General features: G+C 59.7%; 17 protein-coding genes. 5 read left to right on the top strand and 12 right to left on the bottom strand.

Annotated features, from left to right (window positions below):
* A partial coding sequence (locus ABF821_RS06080; protein ID WP_415529398.1) for an integrase core domain-containing protein occupies window positions 1-155 on the top strand: 155 nt, incomplete at its 5' end.
* 149 nt (window positions 156-304) lie between these two features.
* Here the strand turns inward: ABF821_RS06080 and ABF821_RS06075 are convergent.
* Both ABF821_RS06075 and ABF821_RS06070 read right to left on the bottom strand, forming a co-directional pair.
* On the bottom strand, window positions 305-1,411 hold the full coding sequence (locus ABF821_RS06075; RefSeq protein WP_415529397.1) for a hypothetical protein: 1,107 nt from the start codon (window positions 1,409-1,411) through the stop codon (window positions 305-307).
* 9 nt (window positions 1,412-1,420) lie between these two features.
* Complete coding sequence (locus ABF821_RS06070; RefSeq protein WP_415529396.1) at window positions 1,421-3,616, bottom strand: glycosyltransferase; 2,196 nt, start codon at window positions 3,614-3,616, stop codon at window positions 1,421-1,423.
* A gap of 336 nt (window positions 3,617-3,952) precedes the next feature.
* Here ABF821_RS06070 and ABF821_RS06065 point away from each other — a divergent pair, with 336 nt between their 5' ends.
* Together ABF821_RS06065 and ABF821_RS06060 are read left to right on the top strand one after the other, a co-directional pair.
* On the top strand, window positions 3,953-4,954 hold the full coding sequence (locus ABF821_RS06065; protein WP_415529395.1) for a hypothetical protein: 1,002 nt from the start codon (window positions 3,953-3,955) through the stop codon (window positions 4,952-4,954).
* Between the two features lie 506 nt (window positions 4,955-5,460).
* Window positions 5,461-6,918 (top strand): mannose-1-phosphate guanylyltransferase/mannose-6-phosphate isomerase, encoded by a 1,458-nt coding sequence (locus ABF821_RS06060; RefSeq protein WP_415529394.1) that lies wholly within the window; start codon window positions 5,461-5,463, stop codon window positions 6,916-6,918.
* A 577-nt stretch (window positions 6,919-7,495) separates the two neighbouring features.
* On the opposite strand, the gene ABF821_RS06055 is transcribed toward ABF821_RS06060, so the two are convergent.
* The 3 genes from ABF821_RS06055 to ABF821_RS06045 all read right to left on the bottom strand — a co-directional run bounded on the left by ABF821_RS06055 (window position 7,496) and on the right by ABF821_RS06045 (window position 11,214).
* Window positions 7,496-8,842, bottom strand: coding sequence for a glycosyltransferase family 4 protein (locus tag ABF821_RS06055; RefSeq protein WP_415529393.1), 1,347 nt, complete (start codon window positions 8,840-8,842; stop codon window positions 7,496-7,498).
* Window positions 8,843-8,919: 77 nt separating this feature from the next.
* Complete coding sequence (locus ABF821_RS06050; RefSeq protein WP_415529392.1) at window positions 8,920-10,263, bottom strand: AGE family epimerase/isomerase; 1,344 nt, start codon at window positions 10,261-10,263, stop codon at window positions 8,920-8,922.
* 234 nt (window positions 10,264-10,497) lie between these two features.
* Window positions 10,498-11,214, bottom strand: coding sequence for a response regulator transcription factor (locus ABF821_RS06045; protein WP_182973034.1), 717 nt, complete (start codon window positions 11,212-11,214; stop codon window positions 10,498-10,500).
* Window positions 11,215-11,472: 258 nt separating this feature from the next.
* On the opposite strand from ABF821_RS06045, the gene ABF821_RS06040 reads away from it, so the two are divergent.
* Window positions 11,473-11,931, top strand: coding sequence for a L,D-transpeptidase family protein (locus ABF821_RS06040; RefSeq protein WP_415529391.1), 459 nt, complete (start codon window positions 11,473-11,475; stop codon window positions 11,929-11,931).
* 92 nt (window positions 11,932-12,023) lie between these two features.
* On the opposite strand, the gene ABF821_RS06035 is transcribed toward ABF821_RS06040, so the two are convergent.
* The 3 genes from ABF821_RS06035 to guaB form a co-directional block, all read right to left on the bottom strand.
* On the bottom strand, window positions 12,024-13,862 hold the full coding sequence (locus ABF821_RS06035; RefSeq protein ID WP_183009578.1) for a cation:proton antiporter: 1,839 nt from the start codon (window positions 13,860-13,862) through the stop codon (window positions 12,024-12,026).
* Between the two features lie 99 nt (window positions 13,863-13,961).
* A complete protein-coding gene (locus tag ABF821_RS06030) occupies window positions 13,962-15,254 on the bottom strand; it encodes an RsmB/NOP family class I SAM-dependent RNA methyltransferase (protein ID WP_415529390.1) in 1,293 nt (430 codons plus the stop codon).
* A 39-nt stretch (window positions 15,255-15,293) separates the two neighbouring features.
* On the bottom strand, window positions 15,294-16,796 hold the full coding sequence (guaB, locus tag ABF821_RS06025) for an IMP dehydrogenase (protein WP_415529389.1): 1,503 nt from the start codon (window positions 16,794-16,796) through the stop codon (window positions 15,294-15,296).
* Between the two features lie 117 nt (window positions 16,797-16,913).
* Between guaB and ABF821_RS06020 the strand changes: the two genes are divergently transcribed.
* The gene (locus ABF821_RS06020; RefSeq protein ID WP_415529388.1) at window positions 16,914-17,510 is read left to right on the top strand and encodes a nucleoside 2-deoxyribosyltransferase; all 597 of its coding nucleotides are present in this window, start codon (window positions 16,914-16,916) and stop codon (window positions 17,508-17,510) included.
* An 18-nt stretch (window positions 17,511-17,528) separates the two neighbouring features.
* On the opposite strand, the gene ABF821_RS06015 is transcribed toward ABF821_RS06020, so the two are convergent.
* From ABF821_RS06015 to ABF821_RS06000, 4 genes are all read right to left on the bottom strand, one after another.
* A complete protein-coding gene (locus tag ABF821_RS06015; RefSeq protein ID WP_415529387.1) occupies window positions 17,529-18,002 on the bottom strand; it encodes a cystathionine beta-lyase in 474 nt (157 codons plus the stop codon).
* Between the two features lie 154 nt (window positions 18,003-18,156).
* Window positions 18,157-18,612: a c-type cytochrome gene (locus tag ABF821_RS06010; RefSeq protein ID WP_415529386.1), complete on the bottom strand. Its 456-nt coding sequence runs from the start codon at window positions 18,610-18,612 to the stop codon at window positions 18,157-18,159.
* Window positions 18,609-19,181 (bottom strand): methylamine dehydrogenase light chain, encoded by a 573-nt coding sequence (locus ABF821_RS06005; protein WP_415529385.1) that lies wholly within the window; start codon window positions 19,179-19,181, stop codon window positions 18,609-18,611. Before ABF821_RS06005 ends, ABF821_RS06010 begins: the two co-directional genes overlap by 4 nt.
* Window positions 19,182-19,205: 24 nt before the next feature.
* Window positions 19,206-20,417: an amine dehydrogenase large subunit gene (locus ABF821_RS06000; protein ID WP_415529384.1), complete on the bottom strand. Its 1,212-nt coding sequence runs from the start codon at window positions 20,415-20,417 to the stop codon at window positions 19,206-19,208.
* Window positions 20,418-20,701 lie beyond the last annotated feature (284 nt).

The raw sequence follows: 20,701 nt of genomic DNA, 5'->3' as shown, positions 1-20,701 counted from the left end.
ACACGCACTGGTTCATGAGCCTTGACGACGCCCGGGCAAAAATGGAGGCTTGGCGCCAGGACTACAACGAGGTCCGCCCACACAGCGCCATCGGCAACAAACCCCCGATATCGCTGCTGAACGGCTCTCCGGCGGATCTACCGGTGGAGCCTTGAACCCGGAAGTTTCCAGTTCACGCTGGCTCAAAGTCGGGGAGCACTTCAGCAACGCACAGACCCTAACTTAAATCTGAGGGCATGTCGGGGGCAGGGTCAACAACCGCCAAGACCGTTTCACTTTGGTAGCTGATTGGTTCGGTATGATTTCAATTTTCGTCAACCCACTGATCCGTCCAATGAATCTGAACGGCAGTGACATCGATATCCTGTTTCTCGTCTATGAAGACGCAGGTCTCCGCAAAATCAATATCCTGCGGCAAGCTGAAGTAGTGTTCGAGGATCAAACCTTTTACTGGCTGGATATTTTCAAGTTCATAGGTGGACCATAGCACCTTCCCCGAGTCAGATGTCACACGTAAGGCTATCACCATCGGAGAGTTAGCTCGCGGAATACGAATTTCGCCAAATAGGCGAATAACATAGTTGCCGGCCTTCAGGGAGATGTAAGGGCCGTAAATAAGCGTTCCCGCTTTCCCGGTGGAGCAGATGGAGATTGCATCTTTCAGGCCAATGTCAGTTTTTAGGCGTGGATGGGCAGCCGGGAAGTAATAGCCAGGCCCATCGAGTGGCCAATCAATCGTCCGGCCACTAACGGCCTCATCCACTTCGCGTGTAATATCCACCATGCGGGCACGGAAATTAGGAGCGCGAGAACGGAGATGCTGGCGAATAAAAGGGCCATGATTGACGAAACTCTCGTTTGCACGCTCGAACAAAAATGCGTAGCCGATCTCTAATTCTGTGACATAACGCTTCAGGATCAAATGCAACATCAACTGATCTTCTGGAATGCTCTTTCCCCAGATTGCTGCGTTGTCAAACTCTGACTCAGAAATTGCCTCGACAGCATTCCAATAGTCGAGAACAAGCTTCCTTCCATAGGTATGGGATAGGTTGATAGCAAATCCCCCAGCGTTGATATGATAGGGAACTGCATGATCTCCTGCGAAGATGCCGGCGTAACTATGTTTGTCATCAAGATAGTGTCTCAGGTCAAAGCTCGTATCTCCGATCATTGCGTCGGCATCTACATAGAAAATCCAACCCGTGACCCCACGATCAAGAAGTTCCTTCAGCATATAGATGCGATTGTAAGTTGCCTGCCATGGCATATGCCCGCGCTTAACCCCGACATAGCTCTCGTATCGAAATCCATTTTCAATACAGTAATTCCTGACAGTCCGGGATGTCTGGATCATCATGTCATAATAAAAGATGGCATCTGAAGTTTGTATGAACGTAATTGGTATCATAGGAACCTCTTAGGAATTGATCGCCGCAACGGGCAGATCTGACACCCGAGCCGTCGGAAAGGGGTGCCCCTTTGTGATGATAGCGTCCAGGGTCCGTAGCAGGGCCGCCGGATCGTCGCGCAGGCAATAAGCGATTCCGCTCCATCCGATAAAGAGCCCACGGGCATCGACACTTGGATAGGGACCTCTGGCCAGCAGATTGACAGTCACCAAGCCATCCACACCCACACGTCCCGTGAATCTGAAGAACGTGGGATGTTCCGAAAGTTCGATCGTTTCATTCCCGCATCCAGCATCCACAATGGCCAAAATCCCGATATTTGACGACGGTGCGTGATGCAGTTTCAGGAATAACTCGATAAAAACGCCCTCTTTCAGATCTGAAAGGAACGTGATCGTCGAGCGACGCTTAGCCGACCAGACTCCCCAATGTTCCGGAAGGTGCCACCCCTCGGTACGGGAAGCACGGAAAGTGATCATTGCGGCGTTACGACGCCCCAGGCTCAGGATGTCATGGTCGCCGCCAAAGATCACTTTTTCCGCAGGCAAATAGAAGTTCGGATGACACGGCGTTTCCTGCAACGCATCGTTATAATGTACGACGGCGGCATAAAATTCGCTACAAAACTGATCCCAGGTCTTGGGCTTGAACTGTTGGCAAATCTCAGTCTGCCATTGCGCCAGATCTTCTCGATCCGCGATAACCTGGCGAATGATGGGATAGCTCGCTTCCCAGTCAAACGGGTCAATATATCGTACGAAGCGCCCACCAACTTCCGGCATTGAAGTCGTATTCGATGCGATACACGGCTTTCCGTAAGCGAGGCTCTCGCCGATAGGTAAGCCGAACCCTTCGGCAAAACTGGGGTAAACCGTAAACAGGCAATGACGGTATAAATATTCCAGATCAATGTCCGAAATACCATTGAAGATAAACAGCCAGTCTCCAATATACCCTTTATCTTCGATATATTTACGAAATTCTTCGATTTGCCAACCCCATTTACCAACAAAGACAAGCTTTGGTGCAGCCTCTCCAAATTCCTCGCGAAGCTTTTCCCAGCATTCAACAAGAAGTTCGTAATTTTTTCTGATTTCTATCGTGGATACCGCCAATACATATTCGAATTTCTCCATATCTACAACATCGCGACTATAAATTCTTGACGTTTTTCTTGCCTTCTTCAATTCCGTGGGCAGCAAAATAGGCTGCACGGGCAGGTTATAATTCTTCAGTTTTTGAATATAGTCTTGCACATCGTCAGCAACGTACTGAGAATTTGTAAGAACAAAATCAGAAACATCTAAAACATCGCAGAATTTTATATTAAATCGCTCTGTTGCATCTTCAGCGACATACTTTGGCATCCGAATCTGAAGTAGGTCATGAATGAACAGGCCAAATCGCATCCCTTTTTTTCGAAAATGCAGCACAAGATCGTAATCTGAACAAATCCAAAAAGCGCCAGCCATGACGAGAATATCGCCCTTCGAGGGACGGACCTCTTCCCGCCCGTCATAGACTTCTCGGATGAGGGTCTCAACTTTTTCGCGATCGATGACCGGGTCATCAAACGCCTCGACCAGTTTCAACAAGGAAGGCGTCCGGGCGGCCAACATACGCAGGCGATCATATTCCGGTATAACCGGAACGATACGGTACAGCGGCGTATCGAAATGCTTGATGAACAGACAAAGATTAGCTATAACCCTTTGAATACCACTGAGGCTGTTATTATGCTGGACGTAGACCATAAAGTCGGTCACGTCGAGCCAGATTGTACAGATCGCTCCCGCTTGCACGGTTACCGGTACGTTAGCGAACGCGAGGCCGCCCAGTCTTTCGATTTCAAGTTTCGCATCGGCGTGGGAAGGCTCCAGGCCGAGCGCCTTGTGATACGAGAACAACGCGTCAGCCTGATGCCCCATGAGTTTAAGGAGATGCCCGCGCTGGAGATGGACATCCGCGTTGTCAGGCTTGATTTTCACCGCAGCGTCATAGGCACGCATCGCTTCGTCGAAAGCCTGTGCTTCCTTGAGACAATTGCCCCACTGCACGATATAACCAAACGTCTTCCGGCTGAGGCCGTAACGGTCCAGATATTCCTTGTAGAGAGACGCTGCCTTTTCCCACTCTCTCGCGTCCCTTGCGCTCGCGGCTGCAAGAGCAAGCGTTTTTCTTTCAGGAGAAAAAAAAATTGCCATAATTATTCGATCCTGCTTGTTGTTCGGTTGTCGCTAGGTTGAGCGGTTGGGCGCGACGCTAACCCCGACGAGGACCTGCCGTCCAGCGCCAGCGGAGGAATTTTGTTCGCCTATTAATAAGAATAGGAGGAGATATCGTCGGTGCCGAAGTTCAAGATAGCTCTTCATCTCCTCGCTTTCAGCACTCTCAGCCCCTTGGGGAGCCAGGCAGCAGAGCCAGAACCATCGGTCATGACCGCACAGCCAAGCGACATGGCGGAGGCTATCCAGACACGAATCACGGCTCTCTGCGCAGGCAGCGGAGGTAGCCTGCTACTACGGGCTGGCATTTATCATTTGACAAAGCCCATTAGCGTCCCATGCGCGATCGCGATTCGCGGGGAAGGATGGCAGGAAGCTCCCCACGAGGCTGTGCCCAAGGGAACATGGCTAAGCGTCGAACAGGTCGAGGCGCCCGCCATCACTTTCATCTCGGCTGCGGCTAAAGGTGCCTCAATCGAAAGCGTTGCCTTTGTCGAGCCAGGCCAGACCGTAAGGCCGGACGCTCACGGCGGCTGGGCGCCACAGGCGTTTCCCCCCGTAATCGTCCTACGTAACGTGGAGGGTTTCACCTATCTCCATAATCTCTATATGCACGGCGTTTCACGCGGGATCGAGAGTAGTAACGGCGGCAGGACGACGATCGACGGACTTTACGGCCAGTTTTTTGACAACGCCATCACCCTCGATTCCGAGATGGACGTGTCGCGCATTAATAATGTACATTCGTGGCCTTATATCTCCGGCGAACCACCAATTATGGCGTACCAGCAGACCCATCTCGAAACGATCATTCTCGGTCGCGTGGATGGTGCGTTCATCGACAATATATTTACCTACGGCGCGGAGGCAGGTCTGCGTTTCATTTCCGGCGTGGGCCGCAATCCCGGCGTCGCGACTGGAATCCAAATCGGCAAGCTGGGATGTGACAGCGTAGCCCATTGCCTGCGGGTGGACGCAGTCGGAGTCACCGCCATGGTCGACGAGATGCGGCAGTTCGGGCAAGAGGGAACTTCGTCAGGTCATCCTTTGCCGGGGGCAGACGCAGTACTCGTCAACGGGGAGATATCGCTACTTGCCGGCCAAGTTGAGGCACGGATGATCGACAAATCATTCCTGACTGTCACGAGTCGTACGCAGTGCAGCAATATTCGAATTGCCAATGCCTTTATCGACTTCTCGGCATCCCAAAACTCAAATCCGGTTCCTGTCGCGGCGGTCGCTTGCGGGCCTCATGGCGAAACCAACGAGATCCTCTTCGGAACAAAACCGGCCCTTGTCCTGAAGGCTGCCCGATGAACCGAACGGCTCCTTCTTCACTGGCAGCCACGGCAATTGTCACCTCGGTCGAACCCTCGCCTTATCGAACCACGCACGACCACACACCTCATCTTCCGTATTACAATGGATCATCCAATCTCGAATGGATTTAACAATCCGCCTAGCCTGAAACACAACGCTCCCGCGCAAGGCACCATCTTAGATAGTCGCCAGAACATGGTCCGCCATAGCGTCATAACCGTCACGAGCAAGCACGTTACCAACATATGCTTTCCCGAAAAATTTATACGCTACGATCATATTTTTCTTTTATTAGAAACCTAAAGTAATCTTATAAATCAAAAAAGTCAAATTGGTATGACGACCGACGATATGATTCGCTATCGGCAGAACCGAGTCATTTGGACCACATGCTCATACATACAAACTGTGAAAATCTACATTTTTCCATTTTATGCCTATTCAATGCAATCCCTTTTGATTAGGATACTAAAGAGTTATGCCAATGGAGCAGAAGCTCGTAGATGAAAACGCCTAATTATACACCCAATGTAGCCATCAATCCTCGAACAGTCGTCCCGGTTATCCTGTCCGGCGGATCGGGCAGCCGCCTTTGGCCGGTATCGCGCGGAAGTTTTCCGAAACAATTCTGGCCTTTACTTTCAGATAAAACGCTATTGCAGGAAACAGCTCTTCGTGGCGAGCAGCCCGGATTTGGGCGCCCGGTCATCGTGTGCAATGCGGATCATCGTTTCATTATCGCTGAACAGTTACGTGAAGTGGGCATCACCGATGCCCGCATTGTGCTGGAGCCGATGGGGCGAAATTCCGCGCCTGCGATCGCCGCTGCCGCGCTTTTGATCGCGGAGGAAAACCCAGAGGCAGTCATGTGGGTCATGGCGGCGGATGCCGCGATCAAGGACCAATCGGCCTTGAATGCCGCACTCGCCGTGGCAGTCGATGCTGCCCGTCAGGATTATATCGTTACCTTCGGCATGAAGCCAACAAAGCCGGAAACTGGCTACGGCTATATCGAGCGCGGCAGTGAACTCGCCGAGGTGCCCGGCGCCTATCGTGCCGCGAAGTTCATGGAAAAGCCGGACCGAGAGCAGGCGGCGGAATTAATCCGCGACGAACGTTATCTGTGGAATTCCGGCATGTTCGTAGCCCGTGCCAGCACCCTGCTCAAAGAAATCGAGGCGTTCGAGCCACTGGTTTATTCCTCGGTCAGGAATGCAGTCTCGGAGCGGACAACCGATTCGGACTTCGTGCGTCTTTCCGTGGAGCATTTCGCCCAATCTCCCGACATTTCAATTGACTATGCCGTTGCCGAACGCACCAAAAAAGCAGCGGTCGTGCCTGGGGATTTCGGCTGGTCGGATATCGGTAGTTGGGATGCCCTGTGGGAACTGACCCCGAAAGACGCGGACGGCAACGCAACCTCGGGAGATGTTTTTCTCGATGGCGCAAAGAATTGCTATGTCCGGTCAGACGGCATCGTCGCGACAGTCACGGGCGTCGAAGATCTGATCGTCGTGGTGACGAAGGACGCCGTTATGGTGTCGCATCGCGACCGGGCGCAGGACGTGAAGAAGATGGTCGCCCGCCTCACGGCAGCCGGGCGTCCCGAGGCACTCAGCCATAATCGGGTTTATCGGCCCTGGGGCTTCTATGAAAGCCTGATCCAGGGTGATCGCTTCCAGGTCAAGCGCATCTCGGTCGATCCCGGCCAGAAGCTTTCGCTCCAGAAGCACTTCCACCGTGCCGAGCATTGGGTTGTGGTCGCCGGCACCGCTATGGTTACCCGCGATGCCGACCTGATCATGGTGCGCGAGAATGAAAGCGTCTATCTGCCGCTCGGTGCCGTCCATCGCCTGGAAAATCCCGGCCGGATTCCGTTGACGCTGATCGAGGTCCAGTCCGGCCCCTATCTGGGTGAAGACGATATCGTGCGCATCGAAGACGTCTACGCCCGGGCATAACGTCGTCTGAATGGATGCGGGCCTGTTGGCACGGATGCCGCCAATAGGTCCGCTCCACAGATGGGTCGAACTCTCGCCTCACACCAACGTTGCCATGAACATACATGGCGCAAGCCGTAAGCGACGCCTATTTCGAGAGAAATACGCCCAAGGATGGCTGCGTAGATGCAAGGGTCGGGGGCGCACCACCACTCGCCGCCAATATCTGGTCAATAAGACACTGGGTGAGATCTGCGCGTAGGCTTTTATGTGAGCCTTCTCGAGTTCCCCCGTTCGCGTCCATCGACTCACCCCGTTCCGGGCATACTGCTTCGGTACCAATGCGCCACGCCACCTGAAGTCTGGCCGAAAACGTGGGCTGCTAAGCGAGAGTGCCGCGCAGCGGTACGGCCATTCGAAGCACGAAGCGGAAGCGGCCTTGATGGGGCTGGGTGCACCGGATCGCCGGTGAGCCGCGTTTTCCGGTCAGCCCCACAAGTCGGAGACCATCGACGTCGCACCGCTGGCAACTTGCCCGTCCATATTCGCGTCACATCCGACATGAAGTCTCTTCCACCGGGCAGAGACGTCAACAGCGTCAATTTTCAAGAGGGACAACGGATAGGTACATTTCCCGTAACCGTTCTTCGTATTTTTTCATATCGAAACATGCGGCCTGCCCTGGTCCCCGTTCTCTCAGGCTGGCGCGCAGTACATCGTTGCTGTCGAGTTCCTCGATCCCCGCACAGATAGAAGACGGGTCATATGCATCGACAAACAAGGCCGCTTCTCCAGCGACTTCGGGCAATGCCCCTTCGCGCGAGGTCATCACCGGCGTTCCCCAGGACAGAGCTTCCAGCACGGGCAGCCCAAAACCTTCAGAGAGCGACGGAAAAAGAACCGCGCGTGCTCCACGGATCAATGCGCCGAGAAGCGGCGCAGGCAGATATTCCAGTTTCTGAATACGTCCTGCTGCGATCCCGCGCTCCAGAAAGCGAAGCTCGTCATCCGCCTTCCAACTCATGGCCCCGACAATGACGAGTTTGCGCTCTGTCCGTGCCATAAGGAATGCTTCGATCAGACGGCCGATATTTTTCTTCGGCTCCAGAGAGCCAAAAAACAAAAAGAACTCCCCCGGCTGCAATCCGAACAATTCCATGATTTCTCGATTAATCCCCTCTTCACGCAAAGCATCAATCGACGTATTCGGCTCGAATGACTGATATGTATTATGTAGTCGACTTTCCACCTCTGGAAAAAACGACAAAATTTCCTTTCTGGACGCCTCAGACACAGTGCAAATCGCATCTGCGCTCTGCACGATCTTGCTGATCAATTCAAAATGGAATTTTTTGTTGTCAAGCGTCGTCTGGGGCAGTCTCAGTGGCACAAGGTCGTGAATAGTATAGATATTTCGCGCGCCTTTGATCCGGATCGGCAGAGGATAGGTCCAGTGCATGATCGCCGGAGGTTGGGGAACGGAGATCGTCATGAAACGACCCGTCGAGCGAAAGTGCCGACCAGCAACGTCATAGAGATTCTGCACATTCAACACCCGGTCGAACGCCGGCAACCTTTGAGCAAATCCACGCGCCTCGACCCGACCACTCATGGGTACCTCGACCGCTTTAGGCGCCCCCGTAACCTTATCGGCTACGAAATTCCGTACCCAACGCGGGATGATGGATTTGGAAGCCTTCTTCGTCGCGGTCTGACCCAGAATATCGAAGAACATGACTTCGCGCAGAGCGGCTGACATGTGAGGCGAAATGTCCATGCCATAGACGACATCCACGGTACACCCCATCGCCTTGAGGCAATGCGTCAGTGTCCGCGCATAGGTTGCAATGCCCGTTCCACGCGGGAGCGCCAGATTGAACCCATCCACACCGACATGAAGAGGAAAATCTCGAGCCAACATTGCCTCACAAAAAAGAAGTCTCACGAATTAAACAATTGAATCTACAAAAAATCGTCTGCTGTCAAAAACAGTGGGGCGGCCCCACGTTTCTCAGCAAATCGTCACGCACAGACAATCTCTCTCGCCGCGCCATAGATATGGTAGAGTGAACTGGCCGGCATATGGTCCACCATCGGGACCAGCCCCTCATCAAGACGATCAATCCATCCACCAGCAAGTTGCGCAGGCGCATAGCGCGCAAAAAAAAGCTCACTGATGGAAGACAGCAGCGCCTCTCCTCCCTCCCCTGCCTCCTTGCGGCGCCGACAGAGCAGGCGCAGAAGTTCGGTCTGTGGCCAGATGCGTGTTGAATGCGCGGACACCACGCCGTCCTCCGTCATGGCGTCATAGACAAGGCCCGTATCTGGCGCGCACCCTTCTGTGCTTCCGAAGGCAAACAACCGTTCGGCCATTGCATGCAGATGGTCCTCCGCCTGCGTGCCAGGTGCCAGCCTGCGATATTCGCCCAGTAACCATGCCCATTCGAACAGATGCCCTGGCTCGACGCGATTACGTCCCGCTGGCTCAAGCGGGACCCAGGCTGCATCGAATTCCTCAAGCACCGCGCCTGAACGGGGATCCATGAACCGACAAGATGCCAGGGTCACCAGACGCTCCGCCTGATCAAGATAAAAACCCTCCTCTGTTGCCTCGAACAAGGCCAGACAGGCTTCCAGCAGGTGCATGTGCGGATTCTGGCGACGTACGGCATTTGTCGAGGGCACACAGTCGCGGAAACCCTCATCCAAGGCAAATAATTGCCAGATTTCCTCCGCCGTTTCACGGGCAATCCGCCGATAGCGCGGGGCACCGGTCAGGCGGTAGGCCCAGGCATAGGCGAACAGGATGAAGGCATGGGCGTAAAGATCACGCACGCCGCTGGCTGGCGTGCCATCCGGCGCCAGCGAGAAGACCCAGCCCGTCCCACCATCAGCGTGTCGGTACAGTCGCTCGACGGTATCCAGGCAAAGCAATGCATGATCAAGCGCCGGGGCCGAATGATCGTACAGCCCGTCCAACCCTGCCCGGCAGTAGACCGCGACCTGCCGCGCCTGCACCATCAACCTGAGTTGAGGCAATGGAGCAGCCGTGCCACTCCATGTCAGCCGCTCATGATAAAGCCGTCGCCGAGGGTCGAATCCGCGCTCGCTCCATAAGGGCAAGGCCTGGGTCACCAGCCATTCATGCCACCTTGCCACGAGTGCATACGGCAACGGTGCATCATTCTCTGCCCGCCTGCTCATGGAGCGCACCTCGATCTTCCCGCCCCGGGCGTTTTCCGGCGTCCCAAAACGAGATTCGTGAGCACGATCATCTTTCCGCAGGAATTTAACGGAACCCTTTATTACAAGCGGGCAGTCGACGCCATGGACGATCACATCGCAACCCACGGTCGCGGCGTTCACGACACCTTCACACGCCGCAGACGATCGCACGGGGTTCGGGCCAGGGCAGACCCAGGAATGGCCCCGGCATGACGAAGGCGATCCAGGGGCGCCGATCGCCCCCACACTCTGTGGTTAGATGGCATCACCTAATCACATGAAGACGGTCTCAAAACAGAAAAACAGATGGCCCTCTCCGCGAGGGCCAGACCCGCATGCGCCAAAAAGCCTTTCCGACGCTACACAAGCAGACAATCAGGAGGCGCGCAGCCCCCCTTCCGGATCGAGACGATACCCACCGCCCTCGGTCACCAGCAGCGACGCATTCGTCGGATCGGGTTCGATTTTCTGCCGCAGCCGGTAGATGTGCGTTTCCAGCGTATGGGTGGTGACTGCCGCGTTATAACCCCACACCTCGTTCAGTAGAACCTGACGAGGCACCGGGCGCGTACCGGCACGATAGAGGAACTTCAGGATCGCCGCTTCCTTCTCCGTCAGGCGGATGCGGCGGTTGCGGGCAGGCTCCTGCAACAGCTTGGCCGAGGGACGGAAGACATAAGGCCCGATCGAGAAAACAGCATCCTCGCTGTTTTCGAAGATGCGCATCTGAGCACGCAGGCGGGCCAGTAGCTCGGCGATGCGGAACGGCTTGGCGACATAGTCGTTCGCGCCGGCATCAAGCCCGCGCACCACGTCCGTCTCTTCGTCGGAACCGGTCAGGATGATGATCGGTATCCGCTTTCCCTGCCGCCGCAGCTCGGCACAGAAATCGCGACCGTCGCCGTCGGGCAGAGACACATCCAGAATGATGGCATCGAATCGGGCGCCGGGTGCGTTCAGCTTTTCCCAGGCATCGGCCACCGATTCGGCCTCGATCGCCTGGAATTCTCCCTCCAGCTGCAATTGTTCGACGAGCATATGACGTAACGTCTGATCGTCATCCACTATCAGAATGGGACGCGCACCTGCCATCGAACCCTCTTTATTTTGACCAAACCCCATTCACGCGGGGCCTGCATCCTTATCCTATATCATTCCCGGGATGGAAACGGCAGCATCCGGGTCAGCCGACATGACACCATACTCACCATTCCGGTCACGTCGCCATATCCAGACCACAGGCCCGACAGTTTAGAACCGATTCAGAGCAAAAAGCGATCCAGGTTGGAGCGATTCATGATACGCACGTTACTAAAAACGAATACAGGGCACGGTGCACGTCTGCATTGCATGGGCGAGGAAATTCCGGCCGTCATCGGTGCCGCCGGCGTCCGCGTCCACAAGCAGGAAGGCGATCATGCCACGCCGGCCGGCCTGCTGACGCTACGGCGGATTCTCTATCGCGCGGACCGGGTCTCGGCACCCGTCAGTTCTCTTCCCATCGAACCGCTGGCACCCAATGACGGCTGGTGCGACGACCCCACCCATGCAGACTATAACCGCCCTGTGACACTGCCACACCCCGCCCGCCATGAGCGCATGTGGCGTGATGACGACGTTTACAATATCGTGATCGTCCTGGGCTACAACGATTCGCCGCCGGTCCCCGACCGTGGATCGGCGATTTTCCTGCACCTGCAATCGCCTGACCGGAAACCGACCGAAGGCTGCATCGCCCTGACCGAGGCCGATTTGCGCCGCCTGCTGGCGGCCGGCCTCTCGGAAATCGAGGTCCTTGCGCCCACCTGAAGGCACCTCGCCGCGGGCATGTCACTTATGAATCGGGTTGAAAATGCGGGCTGGCGAGCGATCACCGCCCGCACGCATTCCCGACCGCATTCCTATGCCTGCCCGGTCTGTTCCGGCGGTGCCGGCGGCTCCATGACCACGCCGATGTCCCCGGCCATCGGTTCCACCGGCGTTGCGTCCTCGGCCGAACAGACCAGGATCGCGCTCCCCTTGCGTATGGTCATGATCATCAGGCGGTTCCCGTCAGCCGAACCCGACGGCGCGGCGGGCGCGCTGCCCGAGGGTGCCGAAACGGGAGGCATGGCGCGAAAACGCCATCCGCGTTCGAACAAGGTTTCAAACAGAGTGAAATTCCACGCCGGCTCCCCCATGACCCGCCCGCGCGAATCGCGGCTCAACCCGCGATACAGATCCAGCCGGGCCACGCCGGGACTGACCTGAAACACGCGCTGGCGCCCGAAATCGGGGGCCAGCCGGGCGCAGACCAGTCCGTTATAGATCGCATCCGGCGTGGCGGCGATCAGGTAGTCGGCCGGGCGTTCCTCCAGGCTCTCCATCCCTTCGTCGGACAGCAACTCGGCCCGCAGGGTCGGAATGCCCGCCCGCGCCGCCGCCGCCAGCGCGCCGGCGTAGGTATCCACCAGCACAACCGGGCAGCCCAGACGATGCACCACCCCCGCCAGGTCGGTGGACCAGGCACTCGCGCCCACGATCGCCAGCGTGGGATCGTCCGACAGGGTCAGGCGCAGGGCACGGGCAATCGGACGCAGGGAAAAACCATGCAGGATCATGGTCGTTGCGATCAGGGCGAACACACCGGGCATCACCAGGTCCGCGCTGGGATAACCGGCATCGCGCAGTTGCAGTCCGGCGGCTCCCGCCACGGCGGCGGCGACGATACCGCGCGGCGCGATCCAGCCGACGAACAGCCGTTCCTGCCACGTCAGGCCCGAACGCATGGTGGACAGCAGGATGCCGACCGGCCGCACCACGAACAATACCGTCAGGGTCATGGCCACGATCGGCAGCGACAGGCGGGCCAGCACCTCGCGATGCAGGTCGGCCGTCAGCATGACGAACAGGCAGGACACGACCAGCACGCCCAGCGATTCCTTGATGCGCCGCAGTTCGCTCATGCCCAGCACGTGCAGGTTCGCCAGCGCCATGCCGAAGACGGTAGCCGCCATCAGCCCCGCACCTTCCATGAAGAAATTGCAGATGGCGAACACGCTCATCGCCAGGGTCAGGATGATGGGAATCCGCAGAATTTCCGGGATCAGGTCACGCCGGGACATAAACCGCACCAGCACCGCCGGAAAGACGCCGCAACACAGCCCCATCATGGTGGCGAACAGCAGGTGCGGTATGATTTCCGCAACGAACATTCCGGAATGCCGGTTGCCCTGAATCATCAGGAATTCCAGCACAAACGTCGCCAGAATGGCCCCGACCGGGTCGTTCAGGATCGCCTCCCACCGCAGGAAGGCCGCCACGCGGGGGCGCAGCTTGGTATGGCGCAGCAGCGGCAGGACCACGGTAGGCCCGGTGACCACGATGATGGCGCCGAACAGCCAGGACGCGCCCCAATGGAGATGCCCGACAAAATGGGCCGCCAGACTCCCCAGGACCAGATTGATCGGCAGCGCCACCACCGTCAGGCGAAGCACCCCCTCGCCCGCGGCGCGCCACTGGCGGAAATCCAGCCCCAGCCCGCCCTCGAACACGATGAAGGCAACGGCCAGAGAGACCATCGGATGGAAATAGCGCCCGATCGTCTCCGACGGATGCAGCAGGTTCAGTCCGGGACCATAGATCAGCCCCAGAGTGAACAGCAGGACGATAGCAGGCAGGCGAAACCGCCACGCAATCCACTGGGCACCAATACCGCCGCCCAGAACGCACAAGATCCCGATGGCCAGATTTTCCTGCATACACCTATCCCGGACTATTGGTTCGAAGAACCGCAGGGTACCAGAATATGTCGTGCTGCGTGAGCAGGATAGAACGCCGCATGGACGCGGCGCCGAAATTCAGGCGACCCGTTCCAGAATGGCCGCGAAAAAGCCGTCCGTGCCGTGGCGCAGGGGCGACAGTGCGATCATCCCGTCCTGCGCCAGATCGGGGGGCAGGCCGCAGCCGGGTTCGGGTCCGGCACGCCGAAACTGCGGCGACGACGCCAGAAACGACGCGATCCGGTCCTGATTTTCCTCGCGCAGTACCGAACAGGTGGCGTAGATCAGCCTCCCGCCCGGCCGGACCAGCGTGGCGGCGGTCGAGAGGATCTCGGCCTGCCTGGCCGTCAGTTCTTCCAGATCCCGTTCCGTCAGGCGCAGCCGCGCGTCCGGATTACGGCGCCAGGTGCCGGTTCCGGTGCAGGGCGCATCGACCAGCACCCGATCGAAACTGCCGGCCCGCCGCCGTGCCCAGCGATCGCCCGGTACCAGCAGATGCCGTTCCGCGTTATGCACCCCTGCCCGGCGCAACCGGCGCACCGCCCCCTCCAGCCTGGGCTCGGAGACATCGCACGCCACGATGTGGCCGCGATTCTCCATGGTCATGGCCATGCCCAGCGTCTTGCCGGCGGCACCCGCGCAGTAATCCAGCACGCGCATACCCGGCCGCGCATCGGCCGCCGCCACGACGATCTGGCTTCCTTCGTCCTGAATTTCCACCAGACCCGCCTTGAAGGCCGCCGTCGCCGTCACCGGCTGGCGCCCCGGTACGCGCAATCCCCATGGAGAGAGGGTCGTCTCCTCGGCGTGGATACCCCCTTCCGCCAGCAGGCGCGCCGCTTCCTGGCGCGTCGTCTTCAGCAGATTGACCCGCAGATCCAGCGTTGCCTCACCCGCCAGGGCGGAAACCTCGGCCTCCAGCGCGGTACCGAAGGTTTCCGCCAGCCGGGGCAGCAACCAGTCCGGCACTTCCAGCCGGACCGCCTGCGGCATTGCGGGATCGGCCAGCGCCTGGCCGCGCAGTCGCGCCGCCAGTTCCTGCTCGCCCGCTGTCAGCGGCGCCGGCCCGTAACGGTCGCCCGCAAACAGAATCCCCGGCGCCTCACCCGGCCGGGGCAGCAATTGCATCGCGGCGATCAGGCGCGTGCGGGGCGTGGCCGGCACGCCCGCCTGCTCCAACCACCAGCCGAGATGGCGCCAGTGCCGCAGCACGGCCCAGACCCGCTCGGACACCGCGCGGCGATCCCCACCGCCGATATAGCGGCGCTCGCGAAAGAAGGCGTTGGCAACGGCGTCGGCGGGACGACGCGGCGTCGCCTCCATCTCCGACAGCAGATCAATGGCGGCAGCAAGCCGCGCGCTGGGCGTCATAGTCGTCCTGTCAGTCGGAGATGGCGATCAGGGTTGGAGTCAGTCGCGCCGATAATTCGGCGCCTCGCGCGTGATCGCCACGTCATGGACATGGCTCTCGCGCAGGCCCGCCCCCGTAATCCGGCGGAAGCGCGCACGCACCTGAAGATCGGCGACCGTTGCCGAGCCGGTATAGCCCATGCCGGCCCGCAGCCCGCCGACGAGCTGATGCACCACGGCATCCATCCCGCCCTTGAAGGCCACGCGCCCTTCGATCCCCTCGGGGACCATCTTGTGGGTTTCCTTGATTTCCTGCTGGAAATAGCGGTCGGCCGAACCGCGCGCCATGGCGCCGAGGCTGCCCATGCCGCGATAGGATTTATACGACCGCCCTTCATACAGGAACACCTCACCCGGCGCTTCGGCGGTGCCGGCCAGCAGCGAGCCGACCATCACCACATCGGCCCCGGCGCCGATCGCCTTGACGATATCGCCCGAGGTGCGGATGCCGCCATCGGCGATCACCGGAATATCGCGTTCATGGCACGCCACCGCCGTCTCCATCACCGCGGTAAACTGCGGCACGCCCACGCCGGCCACGACGCGGGTGGTGCAGATCGACCCCGGACCGATACCGACCTTCACGCAATCGGCGCCCGCCTCGATCAGGGCGATGGCCGCCTCGGGCGTCGCGACATTGCCGGCGACCACCTGGATTCGGTCGTCAAACGCCTTGACCCGCGCCACGGCCTCCATCACGCCGGCCGAATGACCATGCGCGGTGTCGACCACGACGACATCCACGCCAGCCTCGATCAGCGCACGGGCGCGGTTGAAACCATCCTCGCCCACGCCGGTCGCGGCCGCGCAGCGCAGGCGCCCCATCTCGTCCTTGTTGGCCAGCGGATAGAGCACCGCCTTTTCCATGTCCTTGACGGTGATCAGCCCGATGCAGCGATTCTCGTCATCGACCACCAGCAGCTTCTCGATCCGGCGGCGATGCAGAAGCTGGCGCGCCTCGTCCCGGCCCACATCGGCGCGAACGGTCACGAGATTGTCGCGCGTCATCAGTGCATCGACCCGCTGGTTCGGATCGGTGGCGAAGCGCACGTCGCGATTGGTCAGCACGCCCACCAGCCGCTTGGTCTCGCGCTCGATCACCGGCAGGCCACTGATGCCATGACGGGTCATGATGGCGTTGACGTCCGCCAGGGTCTGGTCCGGCCACACGGTCACCGGATTGACGACCATGCCCGATTCGTAGCGCTTCACACGCCGCACATGCTCGGCCTGTTCGTCGATCGTGAGGTTCTTGTGGATTACGCCCATGCCGCCCTGCTGGGCCATGGCGATGGCCATCGCATCCTCGGTCACCGTATCCATCGCCGCGGAGATCAGCGGAATGTTCAGGCCGATCCGGCGCGTCAGCCGGCTGCCGGTGGATGTCTGTCCCGGCAGCACCCGCGATTCCGCGGGAACAACCAGAACATCGTCGAATGCCAGGGCCTCGCGAATGCGCTCTTCGACACGAAACACGGAAAGCGGATGGCTGGGGGAAGACATCGTGCTGGAACCTCATCTACCGTTGCAGGGGTCCCAGAGCCTCGGGTACCCGACCGTTGGCGCTTCCACATAAGATGCGAATCGGATCGTGGCAAGAAAAAGGAGAGCAGAAGCGGCATGACAGCGAACAGAACCGTCTATCTGGCCGGCGATCTGGTCTTCCGCCCCGGCGCGGTCGCCATTTTCGACCGGTTGCGCGCGCTATGCCGGGAGGCTGGGCTGGAGGGCCTCGCCCCTTTTGACGGCCAGGCCGGCATCGAATCGCTGCCGCCGGGGCTGGACACGATCCTCAAGATCGTAACCGCCGACCGCGCCCTGATGGATCGCTGCGCCGGCGGCATCTTCTGCCTCGACCCCTTCCGCCGATCCGCGGACATGGACCCAGGGACAGCGGTGGAAATCGGCTATATGATGGCACAGGGAAAGCCCCTCGCCGGCTACACCACCGACGGTCGCCCCTATCCCGAGAAAGTCGCCGCCTACCGAATCGCGGCATGGAACGACACCCTGCGCCCGCGCATCACCCCGGATGCGCCGGTCGGATCGGGGGCGATGGAAGACGCGGACGGCATTCTCGCCCATTCGGACGGTATGGTGCAGAACGGCATGACCGAGGGCTTCATCCGCCTCTCCGGCGGCACGGTCGCCGTGCATGATGATTTCTACCAGGCTTTCGCCATCGCCGCCGCCGATCTGGCGCGTCGCCTGCCCTGACGGGCAGGCAGCCGCCCGTTACCGGTGGTTGGCGCAGGCGACCGCCCGCGCCCACACTCCGGCCCGCACCGCCGGCAGATCGGTGGTGCTCAACGGGTGGCCGCGCTGGGTGCGGACCTCCTCCGCCGTGAAAGGCCGCGTGCCAGCCGGCGTGCTGCGACCACCGAGGTCGAACAGGACGAAATTCATCACCTGCGCCATCAGCGCGTCATCGCGGATCAGCGACATCGAAACGCCGGGCACCGTGAGCAGATACGCCCGTCCCTCCGGTGTGCAGCTCAACGTGCCGATTCGGTCCCGCAGGGTCGGAATATAGGTCTGTCCCGACAGCCCCTCGATCCCGTGGCAACCGCCGCATTTTTCCAGATAGGTGGTACGCACCTGGTCCAGCGCCAGCGCGGCCCGGCCCGACAGCATGGGGCCAACCAGGGCGGCAATCATCAGGGCCGCCCCCGTGAGGCGGGCAAGACGCCCGCGTGACCCGGAGATCATTTGAACCCTCAGCCTGCCAGACAAGCGTGCCTCGCAGCGAAAAGCCCGGCATGTATTTTCAGGCATCGGAGTCGTGCGGCCCTCATCGCCGCCAACATCGCGGCGCGGGACATGCGCGTCGAATCGTAGCCGACGCGCATGTCCGGTCAGTTTCTTACGGCAGCGGATGCGCCGCGTTGAGGTCTTTCCGCGCCGCCGCAACGGCGGACGAAGACATCGGCGCCGCACGCGCGGCCGCCACATCGGCTGCGGAAACAACCGGCGCCGGCTTGGTGCCGCCCAGCGACGACAGATAGGTCAGAATCGCGGCGACATCGTCATCGGACAGGCTTTTGAAGCTGGGCATGAAACCGACATAGGTCGCACCAGCAACGTCGATCGAACCGGCCAGACCGTTCATCAGCACTTCGGTCACGTATTTCTTGCCTTCGGGCGTCGAAACGATCTTGTCGATTCGGTTCGCAAGCGGCGGAAACTGGCCCGGCGCGCCGACTCCGCCCCCCTGGTGGCAGATGCCGCAATTGGCACCGTACAGCGCTTGGCCATCCGGCGCGGCGAAAGCCGGGCTCGCGGCGCCCAGAAACAGGGCCAGGGTAAGAATCTTCTTCATTCGGCAGTTCCCACAATTACGGCAGTCGAACAATTATAAAGCAACGAACCGGTACCGAAACACCAGATGATGTCGTTATTGGCCTGCGGACGATAAGTCGGCAGATCACCATCCATGCCCAGGCAGTTCTGTTCGTTGCAGGCATCCTGCCCGCAGCAATCGCGATAGGCGATCAGGTACGAGCGGCGGTCCTGCGGGTTGAAACACGTCCCGATCCACGAGGTCGGCGACGGATGCGTTCCCGGTGGGCAGCTATGAACCCCGCCGCCGCAGGTGGTGCACAGATTGCCGTCGATGGCGCAATAGCGCCAGTAATCGCACTTCGTGTTGTCCTTCACCTGCGCCTTCGCCGCGAAGGGCGACGGCGCGGTGGGAGCCGCCGCGCGGGCATCGCGCCGCCAGACCGGCAACAGCGGAAAAGCCGGAATCGCGGCGGCCCACCCACCCAGCCGGGCAAGCGCGCTCCGGCGGGAGGACCGGCCGGCGAGATAGCGGGCGAGCCGTTCGGCCATCGTGTCGAGGCCGTTCCGCGCCACGCCGACGGCCCCCCTGTTTTCAGGATTGGGCATATCGTTTCTCCGTCACGCGGGGCCTCATTCTCCGGGGGCAACCGTAAAGATCAGCGCATCGCCCAATGCCCCGATCTTGCGCACGGGCTTGCCGTCGGCACCGTCCAGCACCACCAGGTCGCCGGCCTCGTCCGTCAGCATGATGCGCGACTGCGCATCCTGGGTCACGCCGACCATCATGCTGTGGGCTGCCAGCGGGATACGCCGCACCAGCCGGTGCGTCTTCAGATCCAGTTCCCACAATTCGGACCCGGCTTCCTTGTGCGTCCAGAAAGTCCCCTTGTGCATCAGCACGAACAGATGCGAATCGCGCGCCCGCAGCGCCGCGAGCTGCCATCCGCCCGGCCGCCACGTCACCTCGAACGGGGCACGGGCATCCGATGCCGCCTTCAGGCCGGCGGCTTCCTGGATCGACCAGGGTTTGGCCACGCTGGATTGCGTACCCAGAGTCGTCTCGTAGATCAGGCCACTGTAGGAAATGAACCAGACATGGCCATTGGCCCCGACCTCCGGACTATGTTCGAAGACCGGATCGCGATCGGGCACGAAAAACGGCGGAGTCCGCGTCAGGGTCGGCTTGCCCTTCGCGTCCATCTGCACGTTCGCCAGAGACCCGTCGCCGCAGATCGACGAAAATCCGGCATTGCCCCACGGATAAACCAGCCCGCACCCCGGCACGTCCACCGTCCGCACGACCGATTTCAGGGCGGTGTCATAGACATGGACCGCATTGGTCGGGCTGGAATCGTAGACATAAACATAATGTCCATCCGCACCGATCGCCATGTCCGGCTTCTTCGGCGTAATCAGCGCGCGCCCCGGCAGGTCGATATCCGCGACCATTTCCAGCGTGCGCGGATCATAGGCCGCCAGCATGTCGTGACGCTTGCCGCGATTGCCACGTTCCCACGTCGTCTCGGCAACATAGAACGCCTTGCCCGCCGGGTCGGCCACCATGTTGGCGTTATAGGCCGCCTGCACCATTCCCAGCAGCCGGCCGGTATCGAGGTCCACGACATAGACCCGCCCGTCCTTGCTGTGGCGATAGACTCCATCCTCGACCAGGACCCGATGCGGGCCGCCGGGCGGCAGGGTGACGACGTCACTTTCCTCCGTCTGCAGGATCGGTTCGGCGGCATGCGCCGGCGTAAACGTCGAGACCGCCGTCAAAACGGTGGCGGCCAGCAGGGAGCGCGCAATCCGCCGCGCAACGCGACACCGCCGCTCAGTCAACATGCGACCGTCGGACCCACGAAGGACATATCATCTTCATCCCGCCAACCCTGTTGTTCGCCACACCATCCTCCGAATCGCGATTCGGAAGCACGGAAGCGGAGCGCGCTTGCCGCCTGATTTGATGTTCTTTCGATACAAATTTTTCGCCTGGAGGGCTAGTCTTCCCCTTTCGAAAAACCGCAAGTGCATTTCAGTTTTTCTGACACCAATGAAACATTGGTATGCGTTTCACGGGAAAACGGACATATTTGTATGTTTAAAAAAAAACACGCGCCCGCGTCATT

The sequence above is a fragment of the Gluconacetobacter sp. genome (assembly GCF_047721585.1).
Taxonomy (GTDB): domain Bacteria; phylum Pseudomonadota; class Alphaproteobacteria; order Acetobacterales; family Acetobacteraceae; genus Gluconacetobacter; species Gluconacetobacter dulcium.
This window is presented reverse-complemented; position numbering and strand designations above follow the sequence as displayed.